At 35.5% G+C, this 17,127-nt stretch carries 13 protein-coding genes; 12 read left to right on the top strand and 1 reads right to left on the bottom strand.

Features of this window, described 5'->3' with window-relative positions:
- Window positions 1–2: 2 nt before the first annotated feature.
- From AC2UOP_RS02705 to AC2UOP_RS02665, 9 genes are all read left to right on the top strand, one after another.
- Entirely contained in the window at window positions 3–374 is a 372-nt protein-coding gene (locus tag AC2UOP_RS02705; protein WP_249242236.1) for a metal-dependent transcriptional regulator, read from the top strand.
- On the top strand, window positions 367–2,553 hold the full coding sequence (locus tag AC2UOP_RS02700; RefSeq protein WP_484832537.1) for an ATP-dependent helicase: 2,187 nt from the start codon (window positions 367–369) through the stop codon (window positions 2,551–2,553). Before AC2UOP_RS02705 ends, AC2UOP_RS02700 begins: the two co-directional genes overlap by 8 nt.
- Before the next feature lies 1 nt (window position 2,554).
- Entirely contained in the window at window positions 2,555–4,525 is a 1,971-nt protein-coding gene (gene ligA / locus AC2UOP_RS02695; RefSeq protein WP_484832536.1) for an NAD-dependent DNA ligase LigA, read from the top strand.
- Window positions 4,522–4,818 (top strand): Asp-tRNA(Asn)/Glu-tRNA(Gln) amidotransferase subunit GatC, encoded by a 297-nt coding sequence (gatC, locus tag AC2UOP_RS02690; RefSeq protein ID WP_026880612.1) that lies wholly within the window; start codon window positions 4,522–4,524, stop codon window positions 4,816–4,818. The genes ligA and gatC overlap by 4 nt, the downstream gene beginning before the upstream one ends.
- 14 nt (window positions 4,819–4,832) lie before the next feature.
- Window positions 4,833–6,263: an Asp-tRNA(Asn)/Glu-tRNA(Gln) amidotransferase subunit GatA gene (gene gatA, locus AC2UOP_RS02685; RefSeq protein WP_484832535.1), complete on the top strand. Its 1,431-nt coding sequence runs from the start codon at window positions 4,833–4,835 to the stop codon at window positions 6,261–6,263.
- Complete coding sequence (gene gatB, locus AC2UOP_RS02680) at window positions 6,264–7,691, top strand: Asp-tRNA(Asn)/Glu-tRNA(Gln) amidotransferase subunit GatB (RefSeq protein WP_070599042.1); 1,428 nt, start codon at window positions 6,264–6,266, stop codon at window positions 7,689–7,691.
- Between the two features lie 204 nt (window positions 7,692–7,895).
- A complete protein-coding gene (locus AC2UOP_RS02675) occupies window positions 7,896–9,728 on the top strand; it encodes an N-acetylmuramoyl-L-alanine amidase (protein ID WP_484832534.1) in 1,833 nt (610 codons plus the stop codon).
- Between the two features lie 9 nt (window positions 9,729–9,737).
- On the top strand, window positions 9,738–10,904 hold the full coding sequence (rdgB, locus tag AC2UOP_RS02670; protein ID WP_484832533.1) for an RdgB/HAM1 family non-canonical purine NTP pyrophosphatase: 1,167 nt from the start codon (window positions 9,738–9,740) through the stop codon (window positions 10,902–10,904).
- A complete protein-coding gene (locus AC2UOP_RS02665; RefSeq protein WP_484832532.1) occupies window positions 10,904–12,349 on the top strand; it encodes a leucyl aminopeptidase in 1,446 nt (481 codons plus the stop codon). The genes rdgB and AC2UOP_RS02665 overlap by 1 nt, the downstream gene beginning before the upstream one ends.
- Before the next feature lie 65 nt (window positions 12,350–12,414).
- On the opposite strand, the gene AC2UOP_RS02660 is transcribed toward AC2UOP_RS02665, so the two are convergent.
- A complete protein-coding gene (locus tag AC2UOP_RS02660; protein ID WP_484832531.1) occupies window positions 12,415–13,407 on the bottom strand; it encodes a lipid II:glycine glycyltransferase FemX in 993 nt (330 codons plus the stop codon).
- Between the two features lie 142 nt (window positions 13,408–13,549).
- On the opposite strand from AC2UOP_RS02660, the gene lepB reads away from it, so the two are divergent.
- The 3 genes from lepB to hemW are packed head-to-tail and all read left to right on the top strand — an operon-like array spanning window position 13,550 to window position 17,118.
- Window positions 13,550–14,179: a signal peptidase I gene (gene lepB / locus AC2UOP_RS02655; RefSeq protein WP_484832530.1), complete on the top strand. Its 630-nt coding sequence runs from the start codon at window positions 13,550–13,552 to the stop codon at window positions 14,177–14,179.
- Window positions 14,180–14,188: 9 nt separating this feature from the next.
- Window positions 14,189–15,994, top strand: a complete 1,806-nt coding sequence (lepA, locus tag AC2UOP_RS02650; protein WP_484832529.1) for a translation elongation factor 4 — start codon at window positions 14,189–14,191, stop codon at window positions 15,992–15,994.
- Window positions 15,994–17,118: a radical SAM family heme chaperone HemW gene (gene hemW / locus AC2UOP_RS02645; protein ID WP_484832528.1), complete on the top strand. Its 1,125-nt coding sequence runs from the start codon at window positions 15,994–15,996 to the stop codon at window positions 17,116–17,118. The genes lepA and hemW overlap by 1 nt, the downstream gene beginning before the upstream one ends.
- Window positions 17,119–17,127 lie beyond the last annotated feature (9 nt).

Below are 17,127 nucleotides of genomic sequence, written 5' to 3'. Positions count from 1 at the left end.
AAATGAAAATCGGCGAATCAAGAGAAAATTATTTAGAGATGATACTAATGCTACAAAACAAAGGCATTAAGGTTAGAAGTACAGACGTTGCGAAGGCCCTTGATTTTTCTAAGCCAAGCGTTAGTAGAGCAGTTGGTATATTAAAAGAAGATGGTTATATCGAAGTTCAAGACGATGGCGAGCTAACATTTACAAAGGAAGGCGAAAAGCTAGCAAAACTTGTTTATGATAGGCACTGTACACTTAGAACTTTCTTTGAAAATATTGGTGTTGACCATGAGACTGCAAATGATGATGCTTGTAGGGTTGAGCACGTTATAAGCCAAGTTACATTTGATAAAATAAAGGAATTAGTTAATAAAGGTAATGAATAATATTTTAGATAGACTAAACGCGAACCAAAGGGAAGCTATTTTATATAACAGTGGTCCTTTATTAATCATGGCTGGAGCTGGATCGGGAAAAACAAGGGTCGTTACATATAAGATAGCTTATCTTATTGAGAATGGTTTTGCGAGCGAAAATGAAATACTTGCGATAACATTTACGAACAAAGCGGCAAAAGAGATGAAAGATAGGGTGGCATCATTTTTAAATAAGGATGTAAGCCCAATGTGGATAGGTACTTTTCACTCGATAGCGCTAAGACTACTTAGACGCCACGCAAACCTTGTTGGATACACAAACAGCTTCACTATTTATGATAGAGACAATCAAATAACACTTATTAAGGACATACTAAAGGAGCTTGAATTAGATCCTAAGACTTATGTCCCATCATATTTTATAGCGCTTATATCTAATTTAAAGATGCAAAATATGGATGCTGACGAATATGAAAGCATTTCTGATAGCTACAGAAAGAAAACTGATGCAGAAGTTTATAGACGTTATCAAAAGAAGATGCTTGAATACGATGCGATGGACTTTGACGATATGATAGTAAATTGTGTAAGACTTTTAGAAGAAAATGAAGACGTAAGACAAATCTATCAAGAAAGATTTAAATACGTTTTTGTCGATGAGTATCAAGATACAAATTTTATGCAATATAAGATGGCAAAGTTATTTTCAGATATGTACAAAAACATCTGCGTGGTTGGCGATGCTGACCAAAGTATATATGGCTGGAGAGGCGCTGACATAAGAAACATCTTAAATTTTGAAAAAGATTATAAGAATGTCAAGACCATACTACTTGAACAAAATTATAGATCTACTAAGAATATTTTAAAGGCAGCGAACAAGATTATCAAGAATAATGACGAGAGAAAAGAGAAGAATCTTTGGACTGACAATCAAGACGGGGACGATGTTTACTGCTACATAACACAAAGCAATGTTGAAGAGAGTTACTTTGTAGCACAAAAAATAAAAGAGTTATTGGATGAGGGATACAAAGAGAGCGATTTTGCAATTCTTTATAGAACAAACGCTCAGTCAAGATCCTTTGAAGATATGTTCTTAAAATTTGGAATAAAATATAATATTGTTGGCGGAGTAAAGTTCTATGACAGAAAAGAAATTAAGGACATACTTGCCTATTTTAAATTTTTAGATAATACAAATGATTTTATCTCTCTTAAAAGAATTATCAATACGCCAAAGAGAGGTATTGGTGATAAAAGCATTGAGAGCATCACGGGTGATATGATTAGTAAAAATATCAGCCTTTATGACGCACTATCGATTAGCACGAATAAAAAGATAAAAGAATTTTTTGAAGTGATTGAGTCAATCAAAAAGCTTAAGGACAATGTTACTCTGTCGGATTTATATGATTTAGTTCTTGATAGGACTGATTATTTAAACGCACTAGAGAGAGAAAATACTGTTGAAGCAAGAACTAGGATAGAAAACTTAGATGAGTTTAGAAACCTATTACTTGATTATGAAGATAACTATGATAATATCACTCTTAAGGACTTTTTAGGAGAGATATCACTTTTAACTGACCTTGACAAGACTGAGGACAAAGGCGGCGATGCAGTAACCATGATTACTATGCACAGCGCCAAGGGTCTTGAATATAATATAGTCTTCATAGTTGGCATGGAAGATGGCCTTTTCCCAAGCGAAAGAGCCATAGAAGAAGGTAGTCTAGAAGAAGAGAGAAGACTTTGTTACGTTGCTTTAACTAGGGCAATGAAAAAACTATTCTTAAGTTTAGCAAAAGAAAGAAGAGTTTATGGTCAAAGTATCATCTCAAAACCATCGAGGTTCATAGATGAGGCAGAGGACGCAATCAAAGTAGTGAGCTACAGATCAGATAAATTTGACGAAAGACCTATACTTGAAAATGCTAGCCTGAATAAGAGCGTTTATAAGGAAAGAGGCTTTGATAAAACTGTTTCACGCTTTAAATCATATGTAGGCACAGATAGTGCACCGAGCGATAAAAAAGACATCAAGGCAGGAGACAAGATTAAGCACAAGGCTTTTGGCGACGGCATGGTTGTTTCTGTCAATGGCAAGAACTTAACTATAAGTTTTCCAAATAAGGGTATTAAAATTTTGAATATTGATTTTGCACCAATAAAAAGGATAGATTGATATGGATAGGATGGAAGAATTAATCAAGAAGCTTGAGGAATACAACTACCACTACTATGTACTCGATGACCCGATAGTTTCTGATAAAGAATATGATAAGTTATATGATGAGCTAGTGAAGCTTGAAAACGAGACAGGAACTCATTTACCATACTCTCCGACACAAAGAGTAGGAGGCGCTGTTCTTGATAAATTTGTTAAGCATACTCATCTTGGAAGGCTTTGGAGCCTTGATAAAGCACAAAGTTTTGACGCGCTTAGAGATTGGCACGAGAAGAATCTTCGTTTTATAGAAGGATACAATGAAACGCATAGCGATAAACTTCCAAAACCTGAGTATATACTTGAATATAAATTCGACGGTCTTACTATTAATCTAACTTATGATGAAGGCATTTTGAAGATGGGAGCAACGAGAGGTACTGGCGAAGTCGGCGAAGAGATTTACGAGCAAGTACTTACAATTAAGTCAATACCACTAAGGGTTAAATACAAAGGTAAGTTTGAAGTTCAAGGCGAGGGCCTTATGCCACTATCAAAACTTAAAGAATATAACGAAAACAACGAAGTTCAGTTAAAAAATGCAAGAAATGCGGCGGCTGGTGCGCTTCGTAACCTTGATGTAAAAGAGACTGAAAAAAGGCACTTAATCACTTATCTTTACAATATTGCTTACATAGAAGGCAAAGAATTTAAAACGCAGGAAGAGATAGTCGCTTTTATAAAAGATAATGCACTGCCAGTTTCAAAATATCACAAAAAATTCTCGAATATGGAAGATTTATTAAAAGAGATTGAAGTGCAAAAAGAAGAAAGACTTAAACAAGATTTTCTTACTGACGGCATGGTAATCAAGATAAACGATGTTAAAACGCAAAAACTTATGGGCTACACTAATAAATTCCCAAGATTTGCGATTGCATATAAATTTGAGGCACTTGAAACATCTACTAGAATCATTGGTGTTGAGTGGAATGTCGGTAGAAGCGCGAAAGTTACGCCAACTGCGCTACTTGAGCCGGTTGATATAGGCGGCGTTACCATAAAGAGAGCGACACTTAATAATTTGGATGACATCAAGAGGAAAAAACTTCATCTAAACGAAAGAGTTTTGATTAGAAGATCAAATGACGTTATTCCTGAGATTATGGGTCCACTAAAGACAGACGAAGAAGTTTATGAGATAGAGCAGCCAAAATATTGCCCATATTGTCACAGCAAACTTTATAAAGAGGGCGTTCATTATTTCTGCCCGAATACCTTGGGATGCAAACCGCAACTAGTTAAAACCATAGTTCACTTTGCTTCGAAAGAGGCTATGAACATAGATGGCTTCAGTGAAAAAACTGCAGAATTATTCCTAGAAAAGCTAAATATTGATCAAGTTTCAATGCTATATGACCTTAAAGTAGAAGATTTACTAAAGCTAGAAGGTTTTAAAGAGAAAAAAGCAAATAATATTATTAGTTCTATACAAAATTCAAAGACAGTAGAGCTTAAAAATTTTATTTATGCTCTATCCATCGCCAATGTTGGTGTTAAGACGAGCCGTGATTTAGCAGAGCATTATAAAACTATAGATAATTTCTTAAATGCAAGCTTTGATGATTTAGTGGCTATCGAAGACGTGGGCGATATAACTGCTAATGAGATAGTTTCATTCTTAACAGACGAAACTAGTAAAAAATCTATACAAAGTCTATTTGATCACGGAATAAAAGTTTTAGACGTAGAAGATAGCGGAGATAAATCACTCGAAGGACTTAAATTTGTTTTGACAGGAACACTTGAAAATTACACTAGAGATGAATTAAAAAACATTCTTGAAAATAAAGGTGCCAAAGTGCAAGGCTCTGTCTCATCAAAGACAGACTATGTAGTTGTTGGCGAAAATCCTGGTTCAAAATTTGAAAAAGCAAAAACTTTAAATATAAAGATACTACATGAAAATGATTTGAAGGAGTTGATATGATGGAGAGAAAAGATATTGAAAATCTATGTTACACAGCAAGACTTGCTATAGACGAGTCAGACATGGATGCATTCACCAAAAAATTTAACGATATAATCAAGATGATATCCATTGTTAATGAGCTTGACGATAAGGACATAGACAAGACTTATCAAGTTAATGAGTACAAAGAGTGCTTATTAAGCGAGGATGAAGTTGACAGCGAATACTCATTATCAAAAGAGGATGCGCTAAAGAATGCGCCTGAAGAAAAATTTGGCTTCTTCAAGCTAAAAAGAGTAGTAGAAGCGTAGTATAGGAGATATTTATGGATATAACGAATTTAAAAGCATGGCAATTAAAAGAAAAAATTGCAAATAAAGAGCTAAAAGTATCTGAAATTGCAGAAAGTTTTATAAATAGAAGCAAAGAGATTGATAAAGACATCAACTCATTCGTATCACATGATTATGAAGGAGCACTTGAAAAAGCAAAATCTTTAGATGATAAAGATCCAAGCGGCAAATTATTTGGCCTTCCTATAGGTATTAAGGACAATATTTCTGTTAAAGGCATGAAAAATACTTGTTGTTCAAAGATGCTTGAGAATTATGAAGCAGTTTTTAATGCAAATTGCGTTGAACATATCAATGAAGAGAACGGTATTATAGTTGGCAAGCTAAACATGGATCAATTTGCTATGGGTGGATCAAACGAAACATCATATTTCGGTCCAGTTCATAACCCACTTGATTTAAAGAGAGTTCCTGGCGGTTCATCAGGTGGTTCAGCCGCAGCCGTTTCATCAAGACAAGTGCCTCTAAGTTTAGGTACAGATACAGGTGGATCAGTTAGACAACCAGCTAGTTATTGTTCGTGCGTTGGCTTTAAGCCAAGCTATGGAACAGTTTCAAGAAACGGAGTAGTATCTCTATCAAACACACTTGATCAAGTATCAACACTTGCAAACGATGTAAAAGATGCCTCTCTTATCACAAGTGCCATCGCTCATAAGGATCATAGAGACCTAACAAGTCTTTCCAATCCTATCAATGAGATTGATTACACTTATGATGACGCTATAAAATATTTAAAAACACTTAAAGTTGGCGTGCCAAAAGAAGTATTAGCAGATGAAAAAGATGATCAAGTTGAAAAAGCATATATAGATAGCATCAATTTATTAAAGAATAATGGTGTAGAGATCGTTGAAATTGACTTAAAAGATCTTAAATATGCGGTTGCAACATATTATATAATCATGAATGCAGAAGCAAGTTCAAATCTTTCAAGATTTGATGGCGTTAAATATGGTCTTAGAGACTTTGATGCAGAAAGCCTTGAAGAGATGTATATTAAGACTAGAGCCGAAGGTTTTGGTCCTGAAGTTAAGAGAAGAATATTATTTGGAACATATATACTTAGCCAAGATAAGGACAGAGACTACTTCCAAAACGCATTAAAGGCAAGAACACTTCTTATAAATGATTTTAAACAAGCATTTAAAATGGTTGATACCATCTTGGTACCTACATCACCTGTAATGCCATTTGAAATTGGAACAAATATCAACGATCCAATCAAGATGTATAACGCAGACAAATACACAGTTCCTGTTAATATAGCAGGCAACTGCGGCATATCCGTTCCAAGCACTAAAGAATATATATTAAATTCAGGCATGGAATTTATATGCGATAACTTAGAAGACAACAAACTTATCAAGATTGCTTATGCTTATGAAGGGTTGGTGAAGTAGATGGCTTATAAAACTATAATCGGGCTTGAGATACACGTCGAGCTAAAGACAAAGACAAAGATGTTCTGTCATTGTAAGAATGAATTTGGTGAAGAAGCAAACACCAATGTTTGTCCTATATGTCTAGGACTTCCAGGAGCTTTGCCACAAGTTAATAAAGAGGCAATCAATTTCGCAATCAAGGCAGGACTTGCTATGAACTGCAAAATTCATCAGCATACTAGATTCGATAGAAAGAGCTATTTCTACGCAGACCTTGTTAAAGGCTACCAAATAACACAAGATGAGCTTCCTTTATGCTACGAAGGTCATATAAATATCGAGGATGAAGATGGCAATGACAAAAAGATTAGATTAATTAGAATACACGTCGAAGAAGATACAGGTAAGTCACTTCACACTGATAAAGGCGAAACACTTCTTGATTACAATAGAAGCGGTGTCCCTCTTATAGAGATAGTTACTTATCCAGACATGAACTCAGCTAAAGAAGCGAGAGAATTTTTGGAAAAACTTAAGGCAACAGTCATTTATCTAGGCGTTTCTGATGGTAAGATGGAAGAGGGTTCCTTAAGATGCGATGTTAATGTCAATGTGGCCGACACAGAAACTGGAGTTAAGACAAACATCTCAGAAATTAAAAATATCGGTTCATTCAGAGGCGTTGAAAAAGCCATAGAATTTGAAGTGTCGAGACATATCGCACTTCTTGAAAAAGGCGAAAACACTAAGAAAGAAACAAGGAGATGGGATGAACTTAAGGGCGAATCCATCTTGATGAGAGAAAAAATTAAGGCAAATGACTATAGATACGCACCAGATGGCGATATTCCGCCAATGGATATACCTGACGAAATGATAGACGCAGTTAGAAAAGATATGCCAGAACTACCTGATGAAAAAATCACTAGACTAATGAAAGACTATGGCATAAGCAAAGACGACGCTAAAACACTTAGCCTTGATGTGAGCCTTGCAAATTATTACGAAGAGCTTGCAAAGAAAGTTGGCGACAACGCTCTAGCGCTTAACTGGCTATTAGGCGACGTACTAAGAAGACTTAAAGAAGATAACAAGAGCATAGATCAAATGCCATTTGCAATAAATGATCTTGAAAAACTACTTACACTTGTTAAAACAAATAAAATTAATAATAACGCTGGAAAGAAAGTTTTACAAGAGATGTTCAAGGCGCCAGAAGACCCTGAAGCAATCGTTAAGAGACTTGGACTAGTTCAAGTAACAGACGAAGGAGCCATAGAAGCAGTAGTTGATAAAGTTCTTGAAGCAAACCCACAATCAATCGAAGACTTTAAGAATGGCAAGTCGAGAGCCTTTGGTTTCTTAGTTGGTCAAGTAATGAAAGAGATGAAGGGCAAGGGCAACCCACAAATAATAAACGAATTATTAAATAAAAAACTAAATTAATAGTATAGCATGAAAGGCACATCGAAAGGTGTGTCTTTTTTATGCCTTGTGATTGATAATTTTGAAAGAAAAATAATCGCAATAGGACAATAATTTAAAATTATTTAATATAAGCAATTTAATTTATTAAATTTATGTAACAGTATACGTAAATGCTTGCAATTTACTCTCATTGATGTTAACATATTAATAGGAGGCATAGCTATGAAAAAATATATTTTAGGACTGATTTTTATTTTTTGCGTTTTTACTACAAAAAGTGCTTATGCAAAAAACGTTAATATAAAGATATCAAATAAAAATTATAAGGCAACATTAATAAATGTTAAGGTAGACGGTGAAAACAAGGTAAGTAAGGAGATGCCAAGTTTTATCTATCAAAGAAGGACTCTTGTTCCAATCAGATTCTTATCTGAAACTTTTGGAGCTAGTGTTGATTGGAACAGCAAAACTCAAGCGGCAACTATATCCTTGGCAGATAAAAGCATAGTCTTAACCATTGATAAGGCTGAGGCAATAATTAATGGTGTTACTAAACCTATTGAAAAGGCTTATACACCAAGACTTGTTAGAGTTAGTGGTGGAAGTGCAAGAACTTATGTTCCACTAAGACTTATATCTGAGCTTTTTGGCTATGATGTATCATGGAACAATAAATCTCAAACTGCCATAATCAATACAAATACGATCATTGAAGAGGATACAAATGATGTTATCATATTACCGAGCGGCGAGGAAGAGCCTGATCAAATCAAGCCTGACAATGATGCGATAAAACCAAATCCTAATGCAAATGACAATCCAAGCATAAAACCTAATCCAGATGGCTATGCTCATCTAACGAATGTAGTTTTAACTAGATATAATGACAAAGACGCGGTCTTATTCCAAGGCTTAAAGGGCAAGTACAAAGTGACTAAGCTTGATAATCCAGATAGGCTTGTACTTGATTTTGAAAAAGCAATCTTTGATGATCCAGAGCTTTATAGGGAATACAGTATTGTAATGAATGGCATCAAAGGCATTAGAGCGAGTCAATTCGCTGACAATGACACATCTAAGTCTGATAAGAATGTTAGGATAGTTATGGATCTTGAAGATAGCGCCATAGATTATCAAATTGATGAAACGAACGATGGACTTGTATTTTATATCAAAAAATCGATGAAGAGCTTTTATTCATACGATGGCAGAAATTTTGCTATAAAAAATACTGAGGGAAGGGTCTCTGAGCATACTTATGATGATTTAAGAAAAACTATTACCATGAGCGTTGAGACTAATAAAGATATCGAGACTGGCACTGAGAAATTTAAGGATCCATTTATAAGCTCGCTTGTGATTGAAAAAGCGGCCAATGGATATACATTCACCATAAATCTAGTGAGAAATGCACTTGTAGAAAAAAGTGATGACAGGGACGCTGACTATAGTCTAAGACTAAGTAGGATAGTTAATAGCAAGCCATCTGATTATCTAATCATGATTGACCCGGGTCACGGAGGAAAGGACCCAGGAGGAGTATCAAAGATTGATGGTTCTAGTGAAGTTGACTTTATCCCGATAGTTGCTAGAGCTTTGGAGGCAAAACTTAAGGCTGCAGGCTACAATGTCATGAAAACTAATGATACTATCGATGAATATGTTGATATTTTTGAAAGAGCTAAGATGGCTAATAGTGTTAACGCAGATGTATTTATAAGCATTCATGCGAATGTTGCTGATTCACCAGCTGCATCTGGCTTTGAGGTTCTTTACTCGAGTGAAGCAAAGCATAAGAACAAGACTAGAAAGCAAACTGAATTTGCAAATTGCATTTTAAATGCTGTTGGTGAACTTGTTGGCAACAAGGGACGCGGTCTTAAAGAAGGCGCCTACGTTGTTACAAGAAATACGAACATGCCGGCGGCTCTGCTTGAGATGGAATTCTTATCGAGTAAGAAGGGGCTAGCACTTTTAAAGAGCCAAGCCTACCTTGATAAGATGGTTGATGGTTTATTTAACGGCATCGTAGATTATTTGAACAATTATTATTAGAGGTTATTTATGAAAAAAGTTATTGTTTCAACAAACAATCAAAATAAATTAAAAGAAATTAAATTAATATTTCACGAGTTAGGTTACGAAGTTCTTTCTAAAAAAGAGGCTGGCATAGATGATTTTGATGTCGATGAGACAGGCACTACATTAGAGGAGAATGCCTACATCAAGGCGAAGGCTCTTCGTGATATGGTAGATTGCGCTGTAATTAGCGACGACTCAGGCCTTTTCTGCGATGGACTTTATGGCGAGCCAGGCATTTATTCGGCTCGTTACGCTGGCGAGCACGGTGATGACCATAAGAACAACGAGCTTTTACTAAAAAATCTTGAAGGAAGAGACAGAACAGCTCACTTCAAGAGTGTTATCTGTTTTATAGATGAAAACAATAAAGTTTTCTATGGACATGGCAATGTAGATGGTGAGATACTTTATGAATACAGAGGCACAGGCGGTTTTGGCTACGACCCACTCTTCTTACCAAAGGGTCATGACAAGACTTATGCTGAGATAGGTACTGAAGAGAAAAATAAGTTTTCTCATAGAAAAAGAGCCCTAGAAGATATTAAGGAAAAGATCTTACTTGAAGAAAAACATAAGGAGCTATATAAAAAAGTAGACTTTGCTTTGACGCTTGATGAGATGAAAAATATTTTCAGAGTAAATAAGATTGCTGATGGCTCACGAAGAGAGAATGATGCTGAACACAGTTTTCATGCGGCAGTTCTTGCGCCGGTTTTTAAGAACATGGGCAAGTTTGAGGTTGATGCAAATAAAACGGCGGTATTACTTTTGTATCATGATTTGATTGAGATATACGCTGGCGACACATATTGCTACGACACTAAGGGCAATGAGAGCAAGAAGCAAAGAGAGAGCGAAGCGGCTGATAAATTATATTCAAAGCTTGATTCATTAGGCGCTGAGCTAAGAAAATATTGGGAAGAGTTTGAGGCGGCTGAGACAAATGAAGCGAAGTACGCGAACGCTCTTGATAGATTCCAACCACTTTTGATGCATTTTGCATTTAACTCGCACTCTTGGCAAGATCACAAGATAACAAAGGAAGCCGTTCTTAAGAGGATGGCACCTATAAAGATATATTCAGACGAAATGTATGATTTTGTTTTGGATTATGTAGAAAGTCAATTTAAGAAAGAGGAGATGATTTAATGAAAATTACACTAAATGAAAAAAATGGTATCAAGGTCTTACCAGTATTTGAAGATGAAAGAGATTTTTTCGAAAAATCAGTAGGACTTGATGCTCTAGTAGAAAAAGAATACTTTACAGGTAAGGCTAGCGAAGTATTTGCAAAGCTTGGCGAAGATGAAATAATTTATCTTGGTCTTGGTAAAAAGAATGAGATCACTACAAAGAAAATTATAGTAGCTTTCTTTGAATTAGCTAAGGCACTTAGAAAGTATAAAATTAAAGATGCAAACATCATTTTCAATAAGAAGCTTGATGGTCTTTGCTACAAGACTACTATGAAGGCTATAGTTGATGGCCTTGCATGCTTTGATTATGATTTTGATAAATATTTATCTGATGATAACAAGCCAACAAAGCTTGGAACTATAAATATAGAAGTTATTGAGAACAAGAAAGATAAGGCTAAGGAAGCTGTTGAAGAGGCTCTTAACATTGCCGAAGGATATTCACTAACAAAGGATTTAGTCAATACACCAGCAATTGATATGTATCCAGAAGTTTTAGCTAATAGAGCTAAGGAAGACCTTGAGCCGCTTGGAGTTACTGTTGAAATTTATGGCAAAAAAGAGATTGAAGAACTTGGTATGAAGGCATTCTTAGCAGTTGCAGTTGGTTCAGACAAAGAGCCAAAGCTAATTGTTATGAAATATATGAATGGTGAAGCAGGCGATAAACTTACTGCACTTGTTGGTAAGGGCTTAACATATGACTCAGGCGGATATTGCATCAAAAACCCACAAGGCATGGCTACAATGCACATGGACATGGGCGGAGCAGGTGCAGTTATAGGCGCAATGCACGCTATCGCCAAAAACAAGGTTAAGAAGAACGTTGTAGCAGTTGTTGCTTCATGTGAAAACTTAATTTCAGGTAAAGCTTACAAGACTGGCGACTTAATCGGATCCATGTCTGGTAAGACTATAGAAGTAGCTAATACTGACGCTGAGGGCAGACTTACTCTTGCAGATGCTATTTATTACGCATGTGATGTGCTTAAGGCTGATAGAGTAGTTGACCTAGCTACACTTACAGGCGCTTGTGTAGTTGCACTTGGCTCATATAGAACTGGTGTTGTTACAAATAACGATGAGTTCATGAACGAAATGAGTGACGCAGCAAAAAGAGCTGATGAAAAGCTATGGTTAATGCCTAATGACGACGAGTACAAGGACATGGTTAAGGGAACTATGACTGATTTACTAAACTCAGTACCTGGCGGCGCTGGTATGATCACAGCTGGTATGTTCCTTGAAAACTTTGTTAAGGAAGGAACTCCATGGATACACATGGATATAGCAGGAACTTCAGATACTTCAAAGGACTTTGCTCAATACAAAAAAGGCTCAACTGGCGTTCCAGTTAAGACACTTTATTATTTAATAAATTCTGAACACAGTTGCTAATATTTATTTAGATAAAAATAAAGCTCTTCTCATTTTGATATGAGAAGAGCTTTTTAATGCGAAAACTATTTACTTAAATATTTTTTATATGCTTCTTCATCTAAAACTAAGTCAAACTCACCTATAAACTCGGTAAAGTCTTCTTCGTTTAAGAAGCCTCTTTTGAATCTATATAGGCCATCTTCATCGTCAAGCTTAAAAATTCCTCCAAAATCATATTTCTTAGCGCCATGCTCCTTCGCATACTTAATCATTTCCCATTGCATTTGATAGTTTGGCATAAAATTTCTGTGAAGATTGTTTGAAGCGCCATACATATACCAAGCGTATTCCTTATACATAATGAGTATCGCACTCGATAGAGGAGTACCCTCAAAGTCTGATAAAAATATTTTAGCGTCGTAATTATCTATAAGTCTCTTAAAATAATCTTTCGGTCTATAAGTGATGCCGTTACGCTCAGCCATAACCTTAGTTTCTTCGAAGAAGGTATTTAAGTCCTCATCCATTTGCGAAAGTCTAGTCGTAACACCTTTTCTGTAGCTTAGGCGAATGTTGTAGCGCGTTTTTGAGTGGAAGCCTGCTAAAACATCGTCCTCACTTTTATTTATATCGATGATTGCATTTCGCCTTGGCTGAATAAAGCTGTGTTCATCAGCGCCTCTCGTTCTTATTTTTAATTCTGTATCCTTATATAAACGGGTAAGTTTATCATCATAGGCAATGGCTGGATCAAATCTTAATAAAAATGCGTCCTTAAACTTTTCTATCTTTTTCACTTCATCTACTAAGGCTAAAACAGTTTTTTTATCATAAATATCACAAACAGGTCCGCGATTGGCATAAAGAAGCCACTTTCCATCTATTGCCTTAATAGACAAAATGCTCATAGCAGCAATTATCTCACCATTATTTTCTAAATAAACATAGTCTTCAGACCAATTATTTTTAATTTTCGCCCACGATCTGTCTTGAGTTAAAAAGCTATATTTAGAGTTTTTTACGAATTCATCGTAGCGCTTTATTTCATTTGCATCGTTTAAATTTAATATTGACATCTAATTTATCAACTTCTTTCTATAATTACTAATCTATAAATATTATAACATAAACTGAGACTACTTGCATAATAATAAAAATTTTCATCATTCTTTGTAATTCGTGGTCAAAATATGATATAATTAAAAAGGAGGTTTTTTTATGGAGAACAATTTTAATGATAATAATATAAATGAAAATATTGATATAAATGAAAAAGCAAAGGCAGCTAGTGAAAATGAAGTATTAGAAGCTGCAGAGGCGATGGCTAAGGCAAAACAAGATGACATCAAGTCGTGGATATTCTCAATAGTTGTAACAGTCGCCATCACTTTATTTTTAGTAAACTTTGTTTTTGCTCTAACAAGGGTTGAGGGCATATCGATGGAGCCGACTCTACATACAGGCGATAGGGTCTTCGAATGGAAGCTATTTAAGTACTTCAAGGAGCCAAAGAGACAAGAAATTGTTGTTATTAGGGGCGAAAAAACTAACGGTGACCACTATATCAAGAGACTAATCGGTCTTCCAGGTGATGTCATCGACATAATTGATGGAGAAGTTTATGTCAATGGTGATAAGCTCGACGAACCGTATTTAGACAGAAAAACTAGTGAGCAAAACGGCAATCACTGGGTTGTACCAGAGGACTCATACTTTGTTATGGGGGACAACAGAGAAGGAGGTAACTCCTACGACTCAAGAAGCTTTGGACCGATAAAGAAGTCATATTTACAAGGTAAGGCCTTATTTAGATTTTGGCCTTTGAATAAATTAAAATTATTTAGATAGGATGATAAGATGGATCAAAAATATATACGTAACTTTTCAATCATAGCGCATATCGACCACGGTAAATCTACTTTGGCTGATAGAATCATTGAAAAGACTGGATTACTTACTCAAAGAGAGATGCAATCACAAGTTTTGGATAGCATGGATCTTGAAAGAGAAAGAGGAATAACAATTAAATTAAAGGCGATACGCTTGATTTATAAGGCAAAAGATGGACAGGACTATATTTTTAACTTGATAGATACTCCTGGTCATGTCGATTTTAACTACGAAGTGAGTAGATCGCTTAAGGCGTGTGAAGGCGCAGTACTTGTTGTTGACGCAACTCAAGGCGTTGAAGCGCAAACGTTATCAAACGTGTACTTAGCTATAGACCAAGATTTGGAGATACTTCCTGTTATTAATAAGATGGATTTACCAAGCGCAAGACCAGATGAAGTTAAGGAAGAGATTGAAGACATCATAGGCCTTGACACGACTGAAGCGCCTTTAATCAGCGCAAAGAGCGGTCTTAACATAGAAGATGTTTTAGAGGACATCGTTAAAAATGTTCCACCACCAAATGGTGATAAGAACAAGCCACTTAAGGCGCTTATATTTGACTCAATATATGATGCTTACAGAGGTGTTATCTGCTACATCAGAGTTTTCGATGGCATTATTAAAAAAGGTACAAAGATTAAGATGATGCAGACAGGCTCTGTATTTGAAGTTGATGAAGTTGGCGTAAATAACACCTCTTTATTAAAGAAAGACACTCTTGAAGCAGGCGAGGTAGGTTATTTCACTGCGCAGATTAAAAATGTGAAGGACGCAAGAGTTGGTGACACTATCACTTATCTTGACAATCCAACAGCTGAGCCACTTAGCGGATACAAAAAAGTTGTACCAATGGTTTACTGCGGTATATATCCAGCAGAGGGCGAAGATTTTAACAGCGTTAGAGAGGCTCTTGAAAAACTTCAAGTTAATGATGCATCACTTGTTTTTGAAGCAGAAAATTCAGTTGCCTTAGGCTTTGGTTTTAGATGCGGCTTCTTAGGACTACTTCACATGGAGATAATTACTGAAAGACTTGAAAGAGAATTTAATCTAAATATAATCACAACTGCACCATCAGTTATTTATGAAGTTCATAAAAAAGATGGTTCAACGATATTTATACAAAACCCATCCAACCTTCCTGATCCGAGTGAAATTGATTACATGGAAGAGCCGGTTGTTAACGCTGAGATCATGACTCCAAAGGAATATGTCGGCGCTATCATGGATATTTGTCAAAATAGACGTGGCGAATTTATAAATATGGAATACCTTGATCAAACAAGGGTTACACTTCATTATAAAATGCCACTAAATGAGGTTATATATGATTTCTTCGATGCACTTAAATCAAATACAAAGGGCTATGCATCGCTTGATTACGAAATCTCAGGCTATCAAAGAAGTGAGCTTGTTAAGGTTGACATACTTATCAACGGAGACCTTATCGACGCGTTCAGCTTGATTTTACACGAGTCAAACGCTTATGAAAGAAGTAGATCAATTGTCGAAGGACTAAAGGATGTTATCCCAAGACATCAATTCCAAATACCTTTACAAGCAGCCATCGGCTCAAAGATTATAGCGAGAGAAACAATCAAAGCGCTTAGAAAAGACGTTCTTGCGAAATGCTACGGCGGCGATATTTCAAGAAAGAAAAAATTACTTGAAAAGCAAAAAGAAGGTAAGAAGAGGATGCGCCAAATTGGCTCAGTAGAACTACCACAAGAGGCCTTCCTATCAGTATTGAAGTACAAGGAAAAGAAATAATGAATAAATTAGGAATATATATACATATTCCTTTCTGTGAAAGAAGATGTAAATATTGCGATTTTACATCTTCTATTTTTAATCAAAGCAGAATGAAGGAGTATCTAGAAAATTTATTGTTGGAGATAAAAAATAATAAGGAGCTATTAAAAAATTACATTGTTGATACCATATTTATAGGTGGAGGCACGCCATCTTTATTAAGCATAGACGAACTAACTAGCCTTGTGAATGGTTTACGTGAGGCTATAAACTTAGATGAAAATTACGAATTTACCATAGAAACAAATCCAAACTCAATAAGTGAAGAAAAATTAATAGCTTATAAAAATTTAGGAATAAACAGAATTTCTATAGGGGTGCAAAGCTTTAACGATAGGCTTCTTAGGATTATTGGTAGGCTTCATACAAGTGAAGAAGCTAGAGAAAAAATTAAATTAGCAAAAAAATATTTTGACAATCTTAGTCTTGATTTTATTTTTTCACTGCCAACAGAAACTTTATCAGATGTAATCGATTCCATTGACATAGCAAAGGAACTAGGCGCTTCGCACGTATCGCTTTATTCACTTATACTTGAGGAAGGGACTAAACTTAGCGCTTTGGTAGACAGAGGCGTTTATAGAGTGAATGATCAAGTGACAGATAGGCTCATATATAGAAAAGCAAGCGAGCACTTGGAAAAACTTGGCTACAAGCAATATGAAATTTCAAATTTTGCTAAGGACAATCGCTACTCAAGGCATAATTACAAATACTGGTCCATGGATGAGTATCTAGGCCTTGGCATGGCGGCACACTCATTTATTAAAAATAAAAGATTTTTTAATGCGAGCACTTTTAACGAATACTTTGACGATGTGAAGAAAAATATTTATCACGATGAAGAAATTTTGTCAATAGAAGATAAAATTACTGAGTATATAATTTTTAAATTAAGGACAAATGAAGGCATAATTATAGACGAGATTAATAAAAATTTCGATATAGATTTTGAAGATATATATAAGGAAGAATTAAAGAAAGCGATAGATGAAAAACTATTAAAAAAATGTGGCGGAAGATATTTTTACACAGAGCTTGGCAAGGACCTTGCGAACCAAGTAGAGATACTTTTTGTATAAGGAGAGGCT

Source organism: Fenollaria sp. (assembly GCF_057222035.1).
Note: the sequence above shows the minus strand (reverse complement) of the source record. Positions and strands in the feature narration are given on the sequence as shown.